Origin of the sequence: Burkholderia sp. MSMB1589WGS (assembly GCF_001636105.1) — a bacterium.
GTDB classification, from domain to species: Bacteria; Pseudomonadota; Gammaproteobacteria; order Burkholderiales; family Burkholderiaceae; genus Burkholderia; species Burkholderia humptydooensis.
Genome location: NZ_LNJT01000008.1, coordinates 1,597,182 through 1,619,205, shown reverse-complemented (window position 1 = coordinate 1,619,205; position 22,024 = coordinate 1,597,182). Strand labels below are relative to the sequence as shown.

The 22,024-nt window shown below is 67.1% G+C and carries 19 protein-coding genes and 1 pseudogene; 9 read left to right on the top strand and 11 right to left on the bottom strand.

Features of this window, described 5'->3' with window-relative positions:
- Nucleotides 1-28 precede the first annotated feature (28 nt).
- Complete coding sequence (locus tag WT16_RS24820) at nucleotides 29-1,324, top strand: aminotransferase class I/II-fold pyridoxal phosphate-dependent enzyme (protein WP_063534453.1); 1,296 nt, start codon at nucleotides 29-31, stop codon at nucleotides 1,322-1,324.
- Between the two features lie 178 nt (nucleotides 1,325-1,502).
- On the opposite strand, the gene WT16_RS24815 is transcribed toward WT16_RS24820, so the two are convergent.
- Entirely contained in the window at nucleotides 1,503-2,351 is an 849-nt protein-coding gene (locus WT16_RS24815) for an ureidoglycolate lyase (protein ID WP_063534452.1), read from the bottom strand.
- A gap of 557 nt (nucleotides 2,352-2,908) precedes the next feature.
- Here WT16_RS24815 and WT16_RS24810 point away from each other — a divergent pair.
- The 3 genes from WT16_RS24810 (at nucleotide 2,909) to WT16_RS24800 (ending at nucleotide 5,889) form a co-directional block, all read left to right on the top strand.
- Nucleotides 2,909-3,733: an IclR family transcriptional regulator gene (locus tag WT16_RS24810; RefSeq protein ID WP_063534451.1), complete on the top strand. Its 825-nt coding sequence runs from the start codon at nucleotides 2,909-2,911 to the stop codon at nucleotides 3,731-3,733.
- A gap of 69 nt (nucleotides 3,734-3,802) precedes the next feature.
- Entirely contained in the window at nucleotides 3,803-5,206 is a 1,404-nt protein-coding gene (iaaH, locus tag WT16_RS24805) for an indoleacetamide hydrolase (RefSeq protein ID WP_015603793.1), read from the top strand.
- 131 nt (nucleotides 5,207-5,337) lie between these two features.
- Complete coding sequence (locus tag WT16_RS24800; protein WP_041861977.1) at nucleotides 5,338-5,889, top strand: hypothetical protein; 552 nt, start codon at nucleotides 5,338-5,340, stop codon at nucleotides 5,887-5,889.
- Between the two features lie 443 nt (nucleotides 5,890-6,332).
- On the opposite strand, the gene WT16_RS24795 is transcribed toward WT16_RS24800, so the two are convergent.
- The gene (locus tag WT16_RS24795) at nucleotides 6,333-8,696 is read right to left on the bottom strand and encodes a GNAT family N-acetyltransferase (RefSeq protein WP_063534450.1); all 2,364 of its coding nucleotides are present in this window, start codon (nucleotides 8,694-8,696) and stop codon (nucleotides 6,333-6,335) included.
- A 253-nt stretch (nucleotides 8,697-8,949) separates the two neighbouring features.
- Here WT16_RS24795 and WT16_RS33950 point away from each other — a divergent pair, with 253 nt between their 5' ends.
- Nucleotides 8,950-9,621: a hypothetical protein gene (locus tag WT16_RS33950; RefSeq protein WP_156521492.1), complete on the top strand. Its 672-nt coding sequence runs from the start codon at nucleotides 8,950-8,952 to the stop codon at nucleotides 9,619-9,621.
- Between the two features lie 347 nt (nucleotides 9,622-9,968).
- Here WT16_RS33950 and WT16_RS24790 read toward each other — a convergent pair whose 3' ends face one another.
- The 4 genes from WT16_RS24790 to WT16_RS24775 form a co-directional block, all read right to left on the bottom strand.
- A complete protein-coding gene (locus tag WT16_RS24790) occupies nucleotides 9,969-10,259 on the bottom strand; it encodes an H-NS histone family protein (RefSeq protein ID WP_006029119.1) in 291 nt (96 codons plus the stop codon).
- A 102-nt stretch (nucleotides 10,260-10,361) separates the two neighbouring features.
- Nucleotides 10,362-10,661: a hypothetical protein gene (locus WT16_RS35190; protein WP_231749088.1), complete on the bottom strand. Its 300-nt coding sequence runs from the start codon at nucleotides 10,659-10,661 to the stop codon at nucleotides 10,362-10,364.
- Between the two features lie 55 nt (nucleotides 10,662-10,716).
- Nucleotides 10,717-11,301, bottom strand: coding sequence for a hypothetical protein (locus WT16_RS24780; protein ID WP_082874990.1), 585 nt, complete (start codon nucleotides 11,299-11,301; stop codon nucleotides 10,717-10,719).
- A gap of 78 nt (nucleotides 11,302-11,379) precedes the next feature.
- Nucleotides 11,380-12,933 (bottom strand): sigma 54-interacting transcriptional regulator, encoded by a 1,554-nt coding sequence (locus WT16_RS24775; protein WP_063534449.1) that lies wholly within the window; start codon nucleotides 12,931-12,933, stop codon nucleotides 11,380-11,382.
- Between the two features lie 287 nt (nucleotides 12,934-13,220).
- On the opposite strand from WT16_RS24775, the gene WT16_RS24770 reads away from it, so the two are divergent.
- The 4 genes and pseudogenes from WT16_RS24770 to WT16_RS24760 all read left to right on the top strand — a co-directional run bounded on the left by WT16_RS24770 (nucleotide 13,221) and on the right by WT16_RS24760 (nucleotide 16,312).
- Complete coding sequence (locus WT16_RS24770) at nucleotides 13,221-14,624, top strand: GntP family permease (protein ID WP_009915973.1); 1,404 nt, start codon at nucleotides 13,221-13,223, stop codon at nucleotides 14,622-14,624.
- A 67-nt stretch (nucleotides 14,625-14,691) separates the two neighbouring features.
- Nucleotides 14,692-14,923: pseudogene (locus WT16_RS35715) on the top strand (hypothetical protein).
- Nucleotides 14,893-15,165: a hypothetical protein gene (locus WT16_RS24765; protein WP_009915974.1), complete on the top strand. Its 273-nt coding sequence runs from the start codon at nucleotides 14,893-14,895 to the stop codon at nucleotides 15,163-15,165. The pseudogene WT16_RS35715 and the gene WT16_RS24765 overlap by 31 nt, the downstream one beginning before the upstream one ends.
- A gap of 154 nt (nucleotides 15,166-15,319) precedes the next feature.
- The gene (locus WT16_RS24760) at nucleotides 15,320-16,312 is read left to right on the top strand and encodes a DedA family protein/thiosulfate sulfurtransferase GlpE (protein ID WP_063534448.1); all 993 of its coding nucleotides are present in this window, start codon (nucleotides 15,320-15,322) and stop codon (nucleotides 16,310-16,312) included.
- A 120-nt stretch (nucleotides 16,313-16,432) separates the two neighbouring features.
- On the opposite strand, the gene WT16_RS24755 is transcribed toward WT16_RS24760, so the two are convergent.
- From WT16_RS24755 to WT16_RS24735, 5 genes are all read right to left on the bottom strand, one after another.
- Entirely contained in the window at nucleotides 16,433-17,893 is a 1,461-nt protein-coding gene (locus WT16_RS24755) for an OprD family porin (RefSeq protein ID WP_063534447.1), read from the bottom strand.
- Nucleotides 17,894-18,050: 157 nt separating this feature from the next.
- Nucleotides 18,051-19,169, bottom strand: coding sequence for an oligopeptide/dipeptide ABC transporter ATP-binding protein (locus tag WT16_RS24750; RefSeq protein WP_063534446.1), 1,119 nt, complete (start codon nucleotides 19,167-19,169; stop codon nucleotides 18,051-18,053).
- Nucleotides 19,166-20,155, bottom strand: a complete 990-nt coding sequence (locus WT16_RS24745; RefSeq protein WP_015603193.1) for an ABC transporter ATP-binding protein — start codon at nucleotides 20,153-20,155, stop codon at nucleotides 19,166-19,168. Before WT16_RS24745 ends, WT16_RS24750 begins: the two co-directional genes overlap by 4 nt.
- A gap of 1 nt (nucleotide 20,156) precedes the next feature.
- A complete protein-coding gene (locus WT16_RS24740) occupies nucleotides 20,157-21,059 on the bottom strand; it encodes an ABC transporter permease subunit (RefSeq protein ID WP_006029129.1) in 903 nt (300 codons plus the stop codon).
- A 12-nt stretch (nucleotides 21,060-21,071) separates the two neighbouring features.
- On the bottom strand, nucleotides 21,072-22,010 hold the full coding sequence (locus WT16_RS24735; protein ID WP_015603158.1) for an ABC transporter permease subunit: 939 nt from the start codon (nucleotides 22,008-22,010) through the stop codon (nucleotides 21,072-21,074).
- Nucleotides 22,011-22,024: the final 14 nt, after the last annotated feature.

Below are 22,024 nucleotides of genomic sequence, written 5' to 3'. Positions count from 1 at the left end.
ACACAAGCAGACCGACCGGAGACCCATCATGACCGAACCCGCATCCGCCGACTGGCGCCTCGAAACCCTCGCCGTGCACGGCGGCTATCGCCCCGACCCGACGACGCGCGCCGCCGCGGTGCCGATCTATCAGACGGTCGCGTTCGCGTTCGACGACACGCAGCACGGCGCGGACCTGTTCGATCTGAAAGTCCAGGGCAACATCTATTCGCGGATCATGAATCCGACCAACGACGTGCTCGAGCAGCGCGTCGCGGCGCTCGAAGGCGGCGTCGGCGCGCTGGCGCTCGCATCGGGCCAGGCGGGAGTCACCTATTCGATCCTGACGATCGCCGAGGCGGGCGACAACATCGTGTCATCGAGCACGCTGTACGGCGGCACCTACAACCTCTTCGCGCATACGCTGCCGCAGTACGGAATCACGACGCGCTTCGCCGATCCGCGCAACCCGGCGGCATTCGAAGCGCTGATCGATTCGCGCACGAAGGCGATCTTCGCGGAATCGGTCGGCAATCCGCTCGGCAACATCACCGACATCGCCGCGCTCGCCGACGTCGCGCATCGCCACGGCCTGCCGCTCATCGTCGACAACACGGTGCCGACGCCTTACCTGCTGCGTCCGTTCGAGCACGGCGCGGACATCGTCGTCCATTCGCTGACGAAGTATCTCGGCGGGCACGGCACGAGCCTGGGCGGCGCGATCGTCGATTCGGGCAAGTTCCCGTGGGCGAAGCACGCCGACCGCTTCAGGCGGCTGAACGAGCCGGACGTCAGCTATCACGGCGTCGTCTACACCGAAGCGTTCGGCGACGCCGCGTATATCGGCCGCGCGCGCGTCGTCCCGCTGCGCAACACCGGCGCGGCGCTCTCGCCGTTCAACGCGTTCCAGATCCTGCAAGGCATCGAGACGCTCGCGCTACGCATCGACCGCATCAGCGAGAACGCGCTGAGGATCGCGCAGCATCTCGTGGGGCACGAGAAGGTCGAATGGGTCGATTATTCCGGCTTGCCGAATCATCCGGATCACGCGCTCGTCGACCGCTATCTGTCGGGCCGCGCGCCGGGCATCCTCACGTTCGGCGTGAAGGGCGGGCGCGCGGGCGGCGCCGCGTTCCAGGATGCGCTGAAGCTCTTCACGCGGCTCGTCAACATCGGCGACGCGAAGTCGCTCGCGACGCATCCCGCTTCGACGACGCATCGTCAGCTATCGCCGGAAGAGCTCGCGAAGGCGGGCGTGAAGGAAGAGACGGTGCGGCTGTCGATCGGCATCGAGCACATCGACGATCTGCTCGCCGATCTCGATCAGGCGCTGGCGAAGGCGTGAACGACATCTTGATCGAACGCCCACGCGTTCGATCAAGACGCGCGACACAACGCGCGCAACAGCGACGATCGACGCCTCGTCGCACACACGCCGTCCGCCACGCGAAGCAGCGAACGAGGCCGTGCAACGCGAACCGCTGCCGGCACATCGGCTGCCGCACGCCGGCCGCGCCGCCACGTCACGCCGCCGCGCGCGTCGTCTGCCGCTGCTCGCCCAGGCCCGCCACCCCGCAGCGCACCGTCTGCCCCGGCTTCAGATAGACGGGCGACGGCTTCACGCCCATCCCGACGCCGGGCGGCGTGCCGGTCGAAATCACGTCGCCGGGCTGCAGGCTCATGCAACGCGACAGATACGCGATCAACTGCGCCACGGTGAACACCATCGTGCGCGTATTGCCGTTCTGATAGCGCCGGCCGTCCACGTCGAGCCACAGGTCGAGCGCCTGCGGATCGGCGATTTCGTCGCGCGTGACGAGCCACGGGCCGATCGGCCCGAACGTGTCGAAGCCCTTGCCCTTGTCCCACTGGCCGCCGCGTTCGATCTGCCATTCGCGCTCGGACACGTCGTTGACGACGCAATAGCCGGCGACGTGCGACAGCGCGTCGGCCTCGTCGACGTTCTTGCACGCGCGGCCGATCACGACACCCAGCTCGACTTCCCAGTCGGTCTTCACCGATCCGCGCGGAATCTCGATGCCGTCGTGCGGGCCGCTCACCGCGCTCGTCCACTTGCCGAACACGACGGGCTCGGTCGGCACCGCGAGACCCGCCTCCGCCGCGTGGTCCGCGTAGTTCAGGCCGATGCAGACGAACTTGCCGATCCGGCCGACGCACGCGCCGGTCCGCGGCTCGCCCGCGACGAGCGGCAGCGACGCGGGATCGACGGCGGCGAGCCGCGCGAGGCTCGCGTCCGACAGCGCGTCGCCCGCGACGTCGTTGATCAGCGACGACAGATCGCGGATGCGGCCAGCCGCGTCGAGCAACCCGGGCTTTTCGTGGCCCACGGGGCCGTAACGAAGCAGTTTCATGACAGGCGACCTCTTCAGTTCAGGACAGACGAGCCTCCGCCGCACTCGATCGAGCCGGCGCGACGGCGCCGGGAGCGGGCCCGTTGCGCAATTTGTACCATCCGCCGCGCGCGATGAGACGCTGCGTCGCGGATAACGACTATTGGAGCAGACGCTGGCGACGCGCGGGTTCGCCGGCACTTGCCGCCGCCGCGCCGGGACTCGCCGAGGTCCATCAGCGCATGCCTCCCGCGCGTCACCGCGCGCGTCCGCGCAACGACGTCCGTGACAAACGCCCGCTTCCAGCCGCGCGAGCGCACCGGCCTGCTCGATCACGCCGGTTTTTCCCGACCGCTCCGACGCATACTTTGACCGCATCGATACGCAGTCGACCGCTTTCTATTCAACAATTGTCGACAAAATTGGTATTGATTTCGCATTCGTTGATTATCATTGCTATTGGAGCAGTGACTTAATTTACATACGAACCAACGATCCATCGGCGCACTCGGCGCAGCCGCGAAACACGCGCCGCCCAGGGCATTCGACGCATCGTGTCCCAGACAATCGATCCACCGATGAAACCCAGGAAAGACCTGCCCGCCGGCGCCGCGCAAAAACCGCAGGATTGCGAAGAAGTCGGGCGCTATCGCGCGCCCGCGCTCGACAAGGGGCTCGATATCCTTGAGCTCCTCGCCGAGCAGAAGGAAGGCCTCACGCGCACCGAGATCACGAAGGAGCTCGGCCGCAATGCGAGCGAGATCTACCGGATGCTGGAGCGGCTCGTCGCGCGCCAATACGTGATCCGCTCGCCGGGCGGCGACCGCTACACGCTGAGCCTGAAGCTCTACTCGCTCGCCCACCGCCATCCGCCGCTCAAGCGGCTGATCGCCGAGGCGCTGCCGCCGATGCAGCGCTTCGCCGACGCGGCCGAGCAATCGTGCCACCTGTGCGTGTACGACCGGGGCAACCTGCTCGTGATCGCGCAGGTCGACGGGCCGGGCCCGTGGGGCATCTCGGTGCGGCTCGGTTCGCGCGTCGGGCTCGTCGACACCGCGTCGGGCCCCGTGTTGCTCGCGTTCCAGACGCCCGAGCAAAGCACGCAGATGCTCGCCGAGCATACGAAGGTGGAAGGCGAAATCGCGCTCGACATGCACGAGCTCGACGCGCTGCTGCGCGAGATCCGCACGACCGGCTGGCTCAGGCGGGAAAGCCGCCAGGCATTCGGCGTCACCGACATCGCGTATCCGGTTCTCGGGCCGTCCGGCCACGCGATCGCCGCACTCACGTGCCCGTACGTCCGCCGGATCGACGCGCACGTCGCGCCGCGCGTCGACGATGTCGACGCGCAACTGCGCGCGACGGCCAGACATCTTTCGATGCTGAAGGAGGCGGCCGCGTAACGTTCCCGATCCGACCGAAGCGATGACGCGCGCCGCACGTCGCGGCGTGCTGCACAAGGAGACAGGCCAATGACGTCGCATCGAAAAACCTACGTCCGGCCCGCGAGCGTGCGGGCAGTCGCGAATGCCGTGAACGGCGGACGAGCGCGCGCGCTCGAGCACGCCGAGGCGGCGCTCGAACGCCTCGCGCTCGCCGAGCCGCTTGCGGCAATGACGCACGTCGCGCCGGAGATCGCGCGCCAGGCCGCCGCCCGCATCGACGCGCAGATCGCGAGCGGCCGCAGGCTGCCGCTCGCGGGCGTGCCGTTCGTCATCAAGGACAACCTCTTCACAGCCGACATGCCGACGCACGCGGCGAGCCCCGCGCTGCTCGGCTTCAGCGCGACGCGCAATGCGACGGCCGTCCAGCAGTTGCTCGACGCGGGCGCCGTGCCGCTAGGCAAGGCGAACATGCACGAGCTCGCGTTCGGCATCACGAGCGCGAACGGCCACTTCGGCGCGGTCCGCAATCCGCACGACCCGGCGCGAATCGCGGGCGGCTCGAGCGGCGGCACGGCATGCGCGGTCGCGGCGGGCATTCCGTTCGGTCTCGGCACCGACACGGGCGGCTCGGTGCGGATCCCGGCCGCGTTCTGCGGCGTCGCCGGCCTGCGGCCGACGCCGCGCCGCTACTCGACGGAAGGCGTGCTCGCGCTATCGCCGACGCGCGATACAGTCGGCCCCATCGCGCACTGCATCGACGATCTGCTGCTGCTCGACGCCGTGCTGACGGGCGATGCCACCGAGCCCGCGCCGGTCGCGCTCGCCGGATTGCGGATCGGCGTGCCGGATGCGCCCTACTTCGATGGACTCGATCCGGCCGTCGCGGAGCTGACCGAGCGCGCGCTCGCCGCGCTGACGGACGCGGGCGCGCGGCTGATCCCGCTCGCCGCCCGCGCGCTGCACGAAGCGGACGAAGCTTGCGGCTTCCCGATCGGCGGGTTCGAGGCGCTCGCATACTGGCAGCGCTTCAGCGCAGAGCGGCTCGCTCTGCCGTTCGCGGAGTTCGTCGCCCGGCTCGGCAGCGACGATGTACGACACATTTTCCGCATGCTGATCGACGCGCCGCCATCGAGCGATGTGTATGCGGCCGCGATGGACGTGCTGCAAAGCAGCGTGCGCTGGTACGACCAGGCGTTCCATCGAACAGGCGTCGATTGCATCGCTCTGCCGACCGTTCAATGCGAAGCGCCGCTCGTCGCCGACAGCGGGCACGATCTTCCTTCCGACGCCGCCTACGCGCTGTTCGCGCGCGTGATCCGTCAGACCGGGCCGGCGACGCTCGGCGGCGTGCCGTCGGTATCGATTCCGGCGGGAGTGTCGAAGCACACCGGCGTGCCCGTGGGCTTGATGCTCGAAGGGCCGGCGGGCAACGACCGACGCCTGCTCGCGATCGCGCGCGAGGTCGAGCAACTGCTCGCGCATGCGCCGTGACGCGCGCGGGCGCTCGCCCGGCACTTGTCCGGCGCGTGCTGTGTGCCGAATCGGCTGCGCGCGCGGCGCTACGCTAAAATAGCGCCCCCTTCAAAACACCGCCTGCCGTCTTCGCCGATGGCGGACGCCTCATGGATGTCATGGCCAAACTTCTGACCGATCTCGAATTCCAACGTTTCTCCGAACTTCAGCAGAAGCAGGCAAGCTTCACGATCACGCCTGAAGAGGCCGACGAGTTGCGCGACATCGTCGCGCGCGCGCAGAAGAAGCGCGACGATCGCGCATCCGCGATGCGGGCGATCGAAGCGTACATCGCGCAATTCGACATCACGCCCGACGAGCTCTTCTCTCCCGAGCAGATCGGCGAAGCCGCGCGCACGTACGGCCTGATCGCGGCGGGCAAGAAGGAGCGCTCGCTGCCGCCTTCCCTGACGTTCAACGGCAAGCCGTACCAATGGACGAAGACGCTGCCGGACGAAGTGCGCCTGCCGCTCTTCGACGCGTTCAAGGCGGGCGAATCGATCAAGCGCTTCATTGCGATGCCGAAGGACACCGCGCGCTGCGCGCTGACGGTGGCGCGTCTCGAACGCGAGACGGGCGCGGTCTACGCGGACACGCTGCTCGACGAGCTCGCGATCTCGCGCAAGCATGTGGACGAAGCTGCGGTGAAGCTCGCTGCGTGATTCGGTTCGCGGGGCGGATTCGGGTTCGCGGGCGGTGAGGCGGTGTATTGTCAGGTCGGCGGATCGGCTGGCACATGTTTGCAGGTGCCAGCCGATGCGTCGACACCCCGATGCGATCGGCGACAAGCCACGCGCGCTGCGTTTCGTTCCGCCCGGCCGCCTCCCGAAGACGCTCACCTTCGCCCGAATTCGTTTCCCGTAAAACCTCACCGTCCGGAATTGGCGGTGATGGCACCGATGGCGGCGATGATCGTCAGGATGTCAAAACCGTTGCCAGCAGTCAGCGATGTTGACGCCTTCAACGCATTCCGCAATCTCCGAAGCGCCGGCGACACACCGCGCATCGGATTTCGAATTGCCCGCCCCATCGCCCCCGCACCACGGCGACTGCCAGCCCCTTGCGCCGATCACACGCGTCCGACGCCCGATGCCGCGGCGGCGTCTCATGGCTGCAACTTCAACCTGAACGCGACCACCCCCGGTTCCTCGGTCGACGACACCATGAAACCACTGTCTTTCGCGAGCGAGATCATCGCCGCATTCTCACGCAGCGCCTCGCCGACCATCCACGCCGTTCCGCGCGAGCGCGCGTATTCGATGATGCGCGTCATCAGCATTCGCCCAAGCCCCTTGCCCTTTTGATCGGGCCGCACCGCGATCGCGAACTCCGTCGCTTCGTTGTCCGGATCGGTCACTGCCCGCACCGCGCCAAGCGTATGCGCGCGGCCGCCGGCATCGTCGAGCGTCGCGATCAGCGCCATCTCGCGGTCGTAATCGATTTGCGTCATCCGCGCGATCTGCGAATGGTCGAAGTTGCGTATCGCCCCGAAGAAACGCATCCGTAAATCGTCCGGTGTCATCGCGCTCAGCAACTCGCGATGCGCGGCCTCGTCCTCGGGGCGAATCGGACGCACCGTGATGCGCTCTCCACGCCAGTCGAGCTTCTGCTCGAGATAGCGCGGATATGGAACGATCGCGAGCCGGCTGCGCCCCGTCGCGAGCCCGATGCGCGGCCCGAACGCGACGACGCGCGCGGGACGCACGCGCAGCACGAGCGACATCTCGACGATTTCGCGCACCTCGCACACCGCCTGCGAAAGCGCGGTCAGTGCGTGCAGCAGCGGCTCGGGCGGCGCGCGGCGCGCATACGGCGACCGCGCGACGACCGCGCGCGCGAGCACGGTATTGAAAGGCGGCAGCCCGTAGACGACGAACGGCGCGGAAACGCCGTCCGCCGGCGGCACCGAATAGCGGAATACCGGCCCGAAGTTCTGGTCGTCGTACATCCCGACCGTGATGTCGACAATCGTATCGCCGACGTCGACGTCCGCATCGGTTGCGCGCTCGATGCCGAAGCCGGCCAGCCATTCGAGCGCCGCCTCGCCTTCGAACGCGTCGCGCCCCTGCGCGAGCGCTGCGCGCGCCGCGTGCTGCGCAGCCGAGATCGACGCCGGCGGTTGCGGCGGCGTGCCCTCCGGCGTCTGCATCAACAGTTCTCGGCCCAGTTGATAATCGACGAGGCGCGCATGCGCGCGCGCGAGACGCTGCGGCGTCGTATATACGGGGATGCCGTGCTCGTGCAATGCGTCGCGCGTCGCGGCATCGACGCCGCCGAAGAAGCACGCGAGCATGCCGCGACGCGCGAACTTGCGCGATTCGATCAGCACGCGCGCAACGTCGCCGACAGGCGCGCTATGCGACGTCGCATGAACCACGAACACGGCGCCTGTCGGCGGATGCTGCGCGAGCGCCTTCAGCGCCGCGCCGAAATATTCGGGACGCGCGTCGTCGCCGAGCAGCAACGGATTGCCGGCGACGATTCCCGCGGGCAGCGCGCCACCGACCTCGTCGACGGCCGCCTGCGGCCATTGCGCAAGCGTCTCTCCCGCCGCCGCGAGCGCATCGACGGCCAGCTTCGCGACACCCCTGTCGCTCGTCACGAGCGTCGCCGCGCCGCTCGCCGCGGCTGTCCGACCGACGCCGAGCGTCTCGATCTCGTCGAGGAGATCGTCGAGCGCGTCGACGCGCACCATCCCCGCGCGCTGAAACGCGGCCGTATAGAGCAGATCGCCCGAATCGCCGCGCCCTGCGCGCAACGCAAGCACCGGCTTGTTGCGCGCCGCCGCGCGCGCGGCCGACATGAACTTGCGCGCAGACTTCACCGTGTCGAGCTCGAGCAGGATCGCACGCGTCGCGGCATCGCTCGCGAGGTAGTCGAGCACGTCGGCCGCGTCGACGTCCGCTTCGCCGCCGAGCGCGACCGCATGAGAAAAGCCGAGCCCGCGCGCATGCGCCCATCCGAGCACCGCGTTCGTCAGCGCATTCGATTGCGACACCCACGCGACGCCGCCCGCCTTGACGATGCATGCCGGCGCGCCGAAATGCGCGTTCAGCGCGGGCGACACGACGCCCAGGCTGCCCGGCCCGACGATGCGCAACAGATACGGCTTCGCCGCGGCGAGCGCCCGTTCGAGCGCGACCTGATCGGCGCTCGAACGGGCTTCGCCGACGATGATCGCCGCGCGAACGCCCAGGCCGCCCAGCTTGCGCACGATGCCGGGCCACGTCGCGGGCGGCGTGCACACGAGTGCGACCGACGGCGCGCTCGGCAACTGGTCGACATATGGGTAAACCTTGTGGCCGTTCAGTTCGCCGTACTTCGGGTTGACGGGCCAGATCGCCCCGCCGAACCGGCCGTCGAGCACGCACGCCCAAACCATCGCGCCGACGCTGCCCGGGCGCGGCGAAGCGCCGACGACGGCAACGGATGTCGGATGGAACAACGCATCGAGATTGCGAACGGTCACGGCGACTCCGCTAAAAGGATTGAGCGACGGCGATCGAAGCGCGGCCCTGCCGGACCGAGCCCGAGTGCCCATAGGATAGGCGAAGCGTCGAGCGCCGCCTATATGCCGTTCGGCCGAATCGCCGAGCCGCGCAAGCATCGGCATCATCGACGCAAACACTTCGCCGCCACCGAGCAAGGCGCTTCCCGAGGCCGGTTGCGGCACCCGCTTCCGGAAACGGCTCGCGCGTCGCTATCAAGTCCCGCGGCTCGGAATGTCTCGCTGCGCAACATTCAAAGCCCGATTCATCCGTTTTGAAACGACCGCCTCGAAAATTCGATCCATCCGGATCAAACGTCGGCAACGCCAGGCCGACAAATTTGATGCATTGCCGAATAGCGGACAATCGCCGCGCAATCAATCGAACGGCGCGGCCCGCCATTCGATTGCGATCGAATTCAACGTTCAATTCCACCGCGCGGTCGCGGTCAAATACGAAGACAACGGAGCCGCCTGTCGCGCGCGTCGAGCGAACCTGCGATCGCGGCCGCGCGACGACGCGCCGCTTGCGATCCGCCTACAGCCGCGCTTTACGACGAATGCAAAATGCGCGAGCCGGCATTGCAAGTGGCCGGGAAACGCTTTTCCGGCAGACAACGGTCGTTTTTCATTCGTGCCGGCTGCCGTGCGGCTCGTTTCGATTGCCGCACGAATGAGAAGGCCATCCCGGAAATGTCGCCTACGCGGCCTCCCGCCGTCCAAATGCGTTGTCCATTTCCGCCTGCCGATTGGCGAATCAGAACAGACGAATGGCGTTGTCTCGCCTTATCGGCATGTCGCCGCTTCTCCCGTGCTGCGGTTGAAACGCGCGCCGTCGCCCGGATCGAATGCGAAACGGCATGCCGAAAGCGCCGATATGACACTCGCTTCGCACCGTCAAAGGTGAGCGTTTCCGGGAGTCAAGGTGAGGATGTTCGGGATTGGATATCGAGCCGCGGCGAAATCGCAGAGCGAAACCGACAAAACCGCAAACGGCATCCCGGATGTACGAGGCGGCGTGAAACATCTTTATCGATTCGACAAGTTCGAATCGACGATCAAATCACGCAATATCCGGCTAAACACATGGGTTTCATTGCCGAATCGACACGTAACCCTCTGCGTCGCGAAATCTCACGGGCGCCGTGAAACACCGTGGAGCAAACAATCCCGTGGCCGAAAACAAAACGGTGCGAATGGCAGACTTGCCGCTCGCACCGTCGTTCAAGGCGCCAAAGGTGAGGCTTTTCGGGATCAGTCCTTGATCAGGAAGCGGTTGCGGTTCTTGCCGAGCCACGCCGGCGCGCGGCCGCGGCCGCTCCAGGTCTCGCCCGTTTTCGGATTGAGGTACTTCGGCGGCAGCACGCGCTTCGGCTTCGCCGCCGCCTTGATGCTTCTGAACCCCAGCTCTTCCGGCGTGATGTCGTATTCCTCGATCTTCGCCTTGATGTCGGCAATGGCGTCCGCGATCGCTTTTTCGCGTTCCTTGTCGATTTTCTGCTGAAGTTTTTCGAGCTGTGCGGTCAGTTGCCTATAGGTCGCCATATGGATGAAGCTCCGTCTCGTTATTTATAGATGGAAGTATATGAATCAATTCAGGATCAATCGAACATTTTTCGCATTGCTTTCATATCCCGCAAGCGATGCTCAGAAGCCATTTCCAGCCTTGCATGCAAAGAGAAGGTTTCGCACGCCGTTATCGACCGATTGCCTGATCGTATCGAAATCGCCGCCGCAAATGCCGCGCGCATTCTGAATGCAGGTGTCCCAAGCACCGCCTTCCGGACACTGGACCATCGTGGTCGCGCGTCCGTCCGACGTAAACAGCGGTGCGCTTCCCCCGCAGCCAGAAAGCCCCGCTATTAAAGCAATCAAAAATCCCGTCCGCAAGAACGCGCCGCATTGCCCCGGCGCTGGCGCACCCGTCTGTTTCATAAATCTGCCTATCGCTCCGCTTTCTTCTTGGACGACGCGAGTATATGCCAACGCACGCCGCAAAGGGTCAATCGGGCGCAACGAGTGTCTTGTAGGGCGCACGCCCGTGCGGATTGTCGGTAAGCCGAATGAATACTTGCTCGACGTCCGGCAGCGCCTCGAGCCGTCGCCGCAGCGCGTCGCGATCGAACGATGCGCTCGCGCATCCTTCGGCATAAACGAAGCGGCGCTGAATCGTGATCCAGATGCTCGTGCCGGCCAATGCCTGACCGCTGTCGGCAAATCGCTTTTTCAGCTCTTCGGCAATCGGCTTGTCATATAAATAGGAATTCGGTTTGCTGCAGCGATGCGCGAGCCAGCAAGTCGTTCCTCGCTCGACGCGGTAATGCGCGTCATCCTCCATTTGCGCGCGCGTCATCAACGGACCAAGCGGCATCGGACATTCGGCAATCGAATTCGACAATGCAAAAAAAGGATCGTCGTACCAATTGCGTCGCTCGATCAAGGCGGGCGATGCAGACGACACCGGCGACGCGGGCAATATAGGCAATACGGGCAATACCGGTGACACAACCGACGCCGCATCCTGCGCAAACGCATGCGCGGCGACGGCGAACGCCACGCACGATACGGCGGACCCGATGCGCTTCATCGCGTGCCTCCTGCGAATGCGCCCGCTCATACGCGAGCATCGATACGTTCGCTGCGAATGCGTCCCGCGCGTTGCCCGTTACGTATCGATGCCGAGCGACGCGAGCTTCTTGTAGAACGTCGCGCGCCCGATGCCGATGCGCGCGGCCGCTTCCGTCACCTTGCCGTTGGATGCGGCGAGCGCGTCGCTCAGGAACTGGCGCTCCCATGCGGCGAACGCGTCCGCATAGGACGAAGCCGTCGCGCGCGAGTCAGGCACGGCCGTCGGCGCCGCGACCGCGACCAAGCCGGCACCACCCGCACTACCCGCACCAACTGCACCGCCCGCCCCCGCCCCAACGCCGGCACCCGCCCCCGCGCCGCGCGCCGGGCCGATGAACGGCGCAAGCGCGCGTGCATCGATCAACGCGCGATCGGACAGCATCAGCGCCCGCTCGAGCGTGTTGCGCAGTTCGCGCACGTTGCCGGGCCATGGATACGCGCACAGCAGGCGCAGCGCGTCGTCGGTCAGTTCGCAGTGCTCGGCAAGTCCGTGCTGCGCGGCGAGTTCCTCGAGCATCGTATAGACGAGCGCCTCGATGTCCGATGCGCGCTCGCGCAGCGGCGGCGCATGGATCGTCAGCACGTTCAGCCGGTAATAGAGATCCGCGCGAAAGCGTCCTTCGGCGACGAGCGCCGGCAGCTCGGCCGATGTCGCCGCGATGATCCGCACGTTCGCGCGCACGATCCGGTTAGAGCCGACGGGCTCGAACTCCTTGTCCTGCAGCACGCGCAGCAGCTTGCCCTGCAGCGGCAGCGGCATGTCGCCGATTTCGTCGAGAAAGAGCGTGCCGCCGTCGGCCAGCTCGAACTTGCCCACGCGCCCCTTGCGATCCGCGCCCGTGTACGCGCCCGGTGCCGCGCCGAAGAACTCGGTTTCGAGCAGCGCATCGGGAATCGCCGCAACGTTGACGGTCACGAGCGGCTTCAGCGCGCGCGCGGACGCCGCATGGATCGCATGTGCGAGCAATTCCTTGCCGGTGCCCGTCTCGCCGAGCAGCAGCACGGGCGAATCGACCTGCGCGGCGCGCCGCCCCTGCCGCTTCGTCTCGAGGCTCACCGCGCTCGTGCCGACGAAGCTCGCGAACGTGTATTTCGCCCGCCGCGCCTGTGCAAGCGAGCGCTGCGTCGCGATCAGCTCCTGCTGAACCTGAATGTAGCGGGAAAAGAGCGGCGTCAGCGTCTTCAGTTCGTCGAACAGCGCGAAGCCGATCGCGCCGACGGTTTCGCCCGCGTCGTCCGTCAGCGGCAGGCGCGTGACGACGAGCGGCTCGCGGCCCGTCTCCATGATGTCGAGCAGGATCGGGCGGCCGGTCGCGACCACCTCGCGCATCAGGCTGTGCGGAATCACGGCTTCGCAATCGCGGCCGATCGCCTGCTGCGGATCGGCGAACCCGAAGCGCGCCGCATAGCGCTGGTTGATCCAGACGACGCGCGCATCCTTGTCGACGATCAGCGTGCCGACGCTCGAATGCTCGAAGGTCTTGAACAGGGACTCCGCCGCGCGCCGCAGCACGTCGCCGTAATCGGTGGGCAGCCGGACCCAGCCGCCCGAAATCGGTGCATTCGTCTCCACTTTTTCTTTCTTGTCCAAAGGGCGAGACGGATTATCTCATGTGCGAGACATCCGGCAAATGCCCATCATAAAAGGCCCGATCCCGAATCGGCGAGCATCGCGCGCGGCTTTCGTCTACACAAAGAGACGTTTTCTGTAGAATCGGACGCAGCCGGCGCGCCCATCGCCGCGCGCTGCCTTTCACGTGGCCGGCCGCGCCCGGCCGCACTGCGGATGGCACGAATCCTGCGGCAACGCGTGCCGCAGCGTCGCGCCGTCCACCCGGCGCGCCCGAGCGCACAACAACCAAGATTTAGGAGACTCTCTTGTCATTCGTGATCGTCCTCGCCGCGCTGGCGTTCCTGATGTTCGCCGCCTACCGCGGCTACAGCGTGATCCTGTTCGCGCCCGTCGCCGCGCTCGGCGCGGTGCTGCTGACCGACCCCGCCGCCGTCGCCCCCGTCTTCTCCGGCATCTTCATGGAAAAGATGGTCGGCTTCGTGAAGCTCTACTTCCCGGTTTTCCTGCTCGGCGCCGTGTTCGGCAAGGTGATCGAGCTGTCCGGCTTCTCCGAGGCGATCGTGGCCGCCGCGATCCGCTACATCGGCCGATCGCGCGCGAATGCAGTGATCGTCGCGGTGTGCGCGCTGCTCACCTATGGCGGCGTGTCGCTGTTCGTCGTCGTGTTCGCCGTCTATCCGTTCGCGGCCGAGCTCTATCGTCAGAGCAACATTCCGAAGCGCCTGATGCCGGGCGCGATCGCGCTCGGCGCGTTCTCGTTCACGATGGATTCGCTGCCGGGCACGCCGCAGATCCAGAACATCATCCCGACGACATTCTTCAAGACCACCGCGTGGGCCGCGCCCGCGCTCGGCACGATCGGGTCGGTCTTCATCATCGTCGTCGGCCTGTCGTATCTCGAATGGCGCCGCCGCTCGGCGCTCGCGCGCGGCGAAGGCTACGGCACGTCGCTCGTCAACGAGCCGGAGCGCGTCGAGACGAAGTCGCTGCCGAATCCGCTCCTCGCGGTGTCGCCGCTCGTGCTCGTCGGCGTCGCGAACTTCGCGCTGACGAAACTGATTCCAGTGTGGTACGGCGGCGCGTCCTACACGGTGCCGCCCGACGTGCTGCCGGGCGTCCACACGCCGGTCACGACGCCGATCAAGACGGTCGTCGCGATCTGGTCGGTCGAGGCGGCGCTGCTGCTCGGCATCCTGCTCGTCGTCATCACCGCGTTCAAGCGCGTGCACGAGCGTTTTGCGACCGGCACCAAGGCCGCCGTCGGCGGCGCGCTGCTCGCCGCGATGAACACCGCGTCCGAATACGGCTTCGGCGGCGTGATCGCCGCGCTGCCGGGCTTCATCGTCGTGGGCGACGCGCTGAAGAACATTCCGAATCCGCTCGTCAACGCGGCGGTGTCGGTCAGCTCGCTCGCAGGGATCACGGGCTCCGCGTCGGGCGGGATGAGCATCGCGCTCGCGGCGATGTCCGATCTCTTCATCAAGGGCGCGCAGGCCGCGCAGATTCCGATGGACGTGCTGCACCGGGTCGTCGCGATGGCGAGCGGCGGCATGGACACGCTGCCGCACAACGGTGCGGTGATCACGCTGCTCGCGGTGACGGGCCTCACGCACCGCGAATCGTACCGGGACATCTTCGCCGTGACCGTCATCAAGACGCTCGCCGTGTTCTTCGTGATCGCCGTCTATTATCTGACGGGACTCGTCTGATCCGGCGGCGGGCGCGACACGCCCGTCTCGCGGCGGGCCGATCGCATCTTCACTCATACTTTTCGCCGTGACGCGCCGCCACAACATGCGGGTTTGCGCGAACGCCGAACGGCTGCCGCGCAACGCGCGGCGACGCTTCGGCAGGCCGCCCGCCCGCGCCGCTCGAACGCCTCGCGAAATTCTCATTGCTGCCGTCCGGTTCGGTTAAACTGCATTGAAGCAGTCCGCAAAGCAACATTTCCTACTTCACGACACGAGGACACGTTCAATGCGCACGACCGGTTCTTCCGGGGCCATGACCCTGCTGACCGAATTCGATCCGGCCGACGGCCGCGAGCTTCGCTCGCTGCGTCTTGCGGCCACCGAAGACGGTAAAAGCGTACTGCTCATCGAAGTCGACGAACGCAAGCCCGGCATCCATCGGGAAGTACGCTACGAAATCACCCCCGCCGAGTTGATCGCCGCGATTCGTTCGCACGGCGCGGAACTGCCCGGCGAAACGCACGGCACCATCCCGCTCGCCCGCACCACGACGCACTGATCCCGCCACGGTGAGGCCGCGCCCGCTCGCGCCCTCACCGTCCTCGCCGCGCGTCCATCCACGGCGTGATCCCCTTTCCGAAAATAGCCGATAATCGGCGCATCCACGCGCTCCATGCCGCGCGCTTTTCGCGGCGACCGTCCATTGTTTCGTCATGCTTCATGATCTCGTCGCCCGCTTCGGGCCGCTCATCGTGTTCGTCAACGTGCTCGCCGCCGCGATCGGCCTGCCTGTGCCGGCGATGCCGACGCTCGTGCTGTTCGGCGCGATGGCGACGCTGCATCCGGATGCGCTCGGCGCGCAGCTCGCGCCCGTGCTCGCACTCGCGGTGCTCGCGGCGCTGATCGGCGACACCGTGTGGTACGTCGCCGGCCGGCATTTCGGCGGCCGCGCGCTGAAAACCTTATGCAAGCTTTCGCTGTCGCGCGATAGCTGCGTGAAGAAGACCGAGCGCTTCTTCGGCCGCTGGGGCGTGCGCGTGCTCACGGTCGCGCGCTTCATTCCGGGGCTGTCGCTGATCTCGGTGCCGATGGCGGGCGCGCTCGGCACGCGCTACCGGACGTTCGTCGGCTACGACGGGCTCGGCGCGCTGCTGTGGGCGGGCTGCGGCGTTGCGATCGGATTCGCGTTCGCGAAACAGATCGACTGGCTGTTCACGGGCGCGAACCAGCTCGGCCGCGCGGTGCTCGTCGTGATCGGCGCGCTGCTCGCGCTCTATACGGCCGTGCGCTGGACGCGCCGGCGCGCGCTGATTCGCCAGCTCGCGAACGCGCGAATCGACGTCGACGAGCTCGACCGGCTGCTGCGAACCGATCCCGCGCCCGTCGTCTTCGATGCGCGCTCGCCCGAGCACCGCAAGCTCGATCCGTACGCGATCCCCGGCGCGCAATTCGCTGACGAACGCGATCTGCGCGACATCGTCGCGCGCTATCCGGCCACGCAGAAATTCGTGATCTATTGCTCGTGCCCGAACGAGGTGTCGGCGGCGCTGATGGCGCAGCGCCTCAAGCAGGCGGGCTTCGCCGATGCGCTCGCGCTGCGCGGCGGCCTCGACGCATGGCGCGACGCGGGCCGGCGATTGGCCGAGCTCGATCCGCAGCCGGTGGGCGAAGCGCCGGCGCTCGCGTCGGCGCCGAAGACCGCCTGATTCGTCCGATCGAACGGCGGCGCGCCCGCGCGCGAACGCGAACGCCGCGCGCGCGCAGCAACACCGACGCCGGACGGCGGCAGCCGAATCCTCGCCGCCGCCCGATTCGCTTCGGCATCCTCAGAACACCTTCACGGGGACGTTCACGACCAGCCGGTATTCCTGATTGGTGCTGTCCGAGTAGTGCGCCGAGCCGACGTGCCACATCGCGATGAACGTGATCTTCGTATCCTTGAGCTTGCCGCTCTGGATCGTGTACGACGGAATGAAGCCGAACTCGTGGTGACGGCCCTGCACCGGCGCGCCGTCCTTCCAGTAGATGCTCGAGCGCGTCGGATCGAGCGCCGCGCTCGCGGAGCCGTCCGCGCCCCAGCCCGTCACGCCCCACACCATCGCCTTGAAGCCGGGCAGCCCCGCCTCCTTGCCGTAGAACGTGTAGCGCAGTTGCAGCGATTTTTCGTGCGGCGCGTTGTAGTCGACGTCCATCGAATCGACGAGGAAGATGCCGTTCGTTTCATTCAGGTAATCGAAGAACTGGTCGCCGAGCACCTGCTGATAGCCGAGCAGCAGTTCGTGCGGGCCGTGCTGCGCGGCGAGCGACAGGCTGTATGCGTTGTTGTCGATCTTGCCCTGGCGCGCGTCGCCCGTATCGTGCGTCGAATAGAAGTTGCCGAAGCCCGTCCACTTGATCGCCTGCGGCGAACCGTAGCTCTGCTTGACCGAACCGTAGTACTGGCGCCAGACGTCGTCGGCCTGGCCCGCGTAGAACGACGCCGAGCCCGTCGACGAATAATCCCACGTGCCGCCAACGTACGTGAAGCGATCGACGCGCGTGCCGCCGTATTGCGTCGTCAGGTTCGTCAGCGTCGTATGACCGCGCGCGTTGGTCTTCGTGAAGCTGCCCGCTTCGAGCATCACGTTCTTGAATTCGTTGCTGACGATCGTCGCGCCGAGGAACGTCGGCGGCAGCGCGCGGTTGTCGTGCTGCTCCATGAACGGATTGTCGACCGCCTGCAGACCGTACTTGATCACCGTGTTCGAGATGCGCGCCTTCACGTCATAGATGCCGGGAAACGCCCACGCGAGCTGGTTCGAGCCGCCGCCGCCCTTCGCGATGTGCACCATGTTGCCGCCGCCCGCGCCGCCATCGAGCTTCAGCGCCGCATAGATCGACGCATCCACGCCGAAGCCGATCAGCCCGCCCGTGTAGCCGGACTCGAAGTTCGCCATCACGCCCTGAATCCAGGCATGGCGATGCGGTCCGCCCTTCGAATCGAGCACGTCCGCGTAGTTGCGCAACAGCACGTCGAAATGGCTGTCGGCAATGAAGCCGTTCGATTTCGCCTGGCTCGACACCGGCTCCGGCGGCATGACCGCCTGCGTGGCGTCGGCGTTGATGATGGCGTTCGGCGTCGTCGCCTGCTGCGCGAGCGTCGCGGCGGATGGCGCCTGAGCCGGCGCGGCAGGCGCCGCATCGTCCGCGCGCGCGGCGCCCGAAATCGACACGCCGGTGAGCATCGGCAGTCCCCACGCGAGCACGACTGCCCGCGCGACCCTCTTCATCGATCGATGTTGTGTCATTGCGCTTCTCTTTTTATGTTGACTACCCACTCGCCGGCCGCGCATCGCGGCCGGCGATACCCCGACGCGCCGCCGTGACGACGCGCCTTCCCACGGCGCGAAAATATTTCGCGCCGTCCACACCCCTGTTGGCTTGTTGTGTCTTTGTCGGTCCTGCTCAGTCCGGCGCGCCGCCCGTGCCCGCCCGGATGCACGCGACGCGCGCGGCCGTCGCCCCACGCACTTCGGGCTGCGGCACCTCGCGCGCGCACGCATCGATCGCGTCCGGGCAGCGCGTGCGAAAAGCGCAGCCCGACGGCGGATCGAGCGGCGAAGGCATCTCGCTTGCGAGCAACAACGGGCGCCGCGCGCGCTCGCGCGCGGGCTCCGGCGTCGGCGCGGCGGCGAGCAGCGCGCGCGTGTACGGATGCTGCGGCGCGCCGTACACGTCGCGGCGCGTGCCGAACTCCATCACGCGGCCGAGATACATCACGAGCACGCGCTGGCTGATCGCCTTGACGACGGCGAGATCGTGCGCGACGAACAGGTAGGACAGCGAAAGCTCGCGCTGCAGATCGCGCAGCAGATTGACGATCTGCGCCTGAATCGACACGTCGAGCGCGGACACGGGCTCGTCGCAGATCACGAGATGCGGCTCGCCGATCAACGCGCGCGCGATGCCTACGCGCTGGCACTGCCCGCCGGAAAATTCGTGCGGATAACGAAGCAGGTGGTGGGCGTTCAAGCCGACGCGCTCGAGCATCGTCAACACGCGGCGGCGCACTTCGTCGCGGCCGATGCCCGGCTGATGCGTGACGAGCGGCTCGGCGACGACCTGCTCGATCGTCATGCGCGGATCGAGCGACGCGAGCGGATCCTGAAAGATCATCTGCATTTCGCGGCGGATCTTGCGCGCGTCGCGGCGCACGCCGCTCACGATCGGCGCGCCGCGCCACTGCACGGTGCCCGCCGTCACCGGCGCGAGGCCGATCAGCGCGCGCGCGAGCGTCGACTTGCCGCAGCCCGATTCGCCGACGAGCCCGACGGTCTCGCCGCGCTTCACGTCGAACGACACGCCGTCTACCGCGCGCAGCGTGCCCTTCGGCGACCACGGATAGCCGCCGAGCGGCACGCGGAAATACACCTTGAGATCGCGCACCGACAGCAGCGCATCGATGCGCGATGACGCATCGACGCTTCGCGCCTCGACGCCGGAGGCAACGCCTGCGCCCGGCGCGCCCGGCGATGCCGATACGAATGACGAAGTGGAAGAAATGAGATCGGTCGCGGCGCTCATCGCAGCCCTCCCGTGATTTCCGCAATGGGTCGATGACACGCGCGCACGGCGCCCGCGTCCGAATAGGGGATCAGATCGGGGCGCTCGGCGCCGCATCGATCCGATGCGTGAGAACAGCGCTTCGCGAACGCGCAGCCGAGCAGCCCCTGGCCGGGCAGCGGCGGATTGCCGGGAATCGCGACGAGCGGCACGTCGTCGGGCGCGTCGAGGCGCGGCAGCGCGTTCAGCAGGCCGATCGTGTACGGGTGCGACGGCGCGGAGAAGATCGCGTCGGCGCTCGCGTATTCGACCGTGCGGCCCGCGTACATCACCATCACGTCGTCGGCGAGCCCCGCGACGACGCCCATGTCGTGCGTGATCAGCACGATCGACGTGCCGCGCTCGCGGTTCAACTCGCGCAGCAGCTCGATGATCTGCGCCTGCACGGTGACGTCGAGCGCGGTCGTCGGCTCGTCGGCGATCAGGACCTCCGGCTCGAGCAGCAGCGCCATCGCGATCATCACGCGCTGCCGCATGCCGCCCGAGAACTCGTGCGGATACATCCGGACCCGGCGCGCGGCGTCAGGAATCCTGACCGATTCGAGCGCCTCGATCGCACGCCTGACCGCGTCCTTGCGCGACATCTTCCGATGGAGCTGCAGGCTCTCGGTCATCTGCCGCTCGATCGTCAGGAACGGATTGAGCGACGTCATCGGGTCCTGGAAGATCATCCCGATCCGGTTGCCGCGCACCTCGTTCAACTGCCGCATGCTCATCCGCAGCAGGTTCTCGCCGTCGAACAGCGCCTCGCCGGACGTCGCCCCGTTTCCCGCGAGCAGGCCGAGCAGCGCCATCACCGTCTGGCTCTTGCCGGAGCCCGATTCACCGACGATGCCGAGCGTTCTGCCCGCTTCGAGCGAGAACGACACGCCCGACACAGCGTCGATCGGCTCGCCTTCCCTGCGCGTGAAGCGCACGCCGAGATTCTTGACTTCGAGCAGCGCCATCTCAGCGGTCCTTCGGATCGAGTGCGTCGCGCAAGCCATCGCCGACGAAGTTCACGCAATAGAGCGTCACGCACAGCATCACGGCGGGCGCGAGCAGCAGCCACGGCATCGCCTCGAGCTTCTGCGCGCCGTCCTGGATCAGCACGCCCCAGCTCGTCATCGGCTCCTGCACGCCGAGCCCGAGAAACGACAGCACCGATTCGGTCAGCACGATCGCCGGCACGCTGACGGTCGCGTAGACCACCACGACGCCGAGCAGATTCGGCACGATGTGGCGCCGCACGATCGCGGCCGGCGCGACGCCGATCGCGCGCGCCGCGTCGACGAACTCGCGCGTGCGCAGCGAAAGCGTCTGGCCGCGAACGACGCGCGCCATGTCGAGCCACGAGAACGCGCTGATCGTCAGCACGACGAGGATGAACGAGCGGCCGAACAGCGTCATCATCAGGATCGCGATCAGCAGATACGGAATCGCATACATCATGTCGACGACCCGCATCATCGCCGCGTCGACACGGCCGCCGGCAAAGCCCGCGACCGCGCCCCACGCGACGCCGAAGAGGCCCGACACGAACGTACCGAGCAGGCCGACCTCAAGCGACACGCGCCCGCCGATCAGCGTGCGCACGAGCAGATCGCGGCCGAGCTCGTCGGTGCCGAACCAATGCGCGTTCGCGGTGGTCGGCGCGAGACTGATCGACGACCAGTCGCTCGCGGCCGGATCGTTGGGCAACAGCAGCGGGCCGGCGAAGCACGCGAGCGCGATCAGCACGAGCACCGCGAGGCTCGCGAGCGCCGCGCGGTTGCGCACGAAGCGGCGCGCGGCGAGCTCGAGCGGCGTGCGCGAGCGCGGCGGCGCGGCGGCCGGCTCCGGCAGCTCGATCGAAGAGGTAACAGGCGTCATCGCGTCGCCCTCTCAATAGCGGATGCGCGGATCGAGCCACGCGTACGCGAGGTCGACCAGCAGGTTGAACAGCACCGCGCAGACGGTCGTCAGCACGACGAGGCCGAGCACGAGCGTGTAGTCGCGATTGATCGCGCCGTTGACGACGAGCTGGCCCAGGCCCGGCAGCGCGAACACCGATTCCGTCACGACGGCCGCGGTGATGGACGAGATGCAGACCGTGCCGAACAGCGACACGACGGGCATCAGCGCGGGCTTGAGCGCGTGGCGCAGCACGATCGTGTGACCAGGCAGCCCCTTCGCGCGCGCGGTGCGGATGTAGTTGCTCGACAGCGTCTCGATCATCGAGCCGCGCATCACGCGCGCGAGCAGCGATACGTTGATCAGCGTGAGCAGCGTGACGGGCAGCACGCGGTAGCGCCAGCCGCCGTCGCCCCAGCCGCCGGCGGGCAGCCAGCCGGCGCCCTCGGACGTCTTCAGCGCGATCGCGAAGATCAGCACGAGCACCGGGCCGAGCACGAACGGCGGAATCACGTTGCCGAAGTTGCCGATCAGCATCACGAAGCGATCGACGAAACTGTCGCGCCGCACCGCGGCGATCGTGCCGAGCAGCACGCCGAGCGCGATCGACAGCGGAATCGACACGCCGCCGACGCCGAGGCTCACCGGAAACGCCTTGCGCACCAGATCGTTGACGGACCAGTCCGTATAACGGAACGAAGGGCCGAGATCGCCGTGCAGCAGCGAGCCGAGATACAGCAGGTACTGCTTCCACAGCGGCTCGTCGAGGTGGTACTTCGCGTTCAGGTTCGCGAGCGTCGCGGCGGAGAGCTGCTTCTCACTGTCGAACGGCCCGCCGGGCGTGAAATGCAGCAGCAGGTAACAGACGGTGACGACGGCGAGGATCGTCGGCACCGCCCACAGCGTGCGTCGCAATGCGTAGGCCAGCATGATCGGCTCCGCTC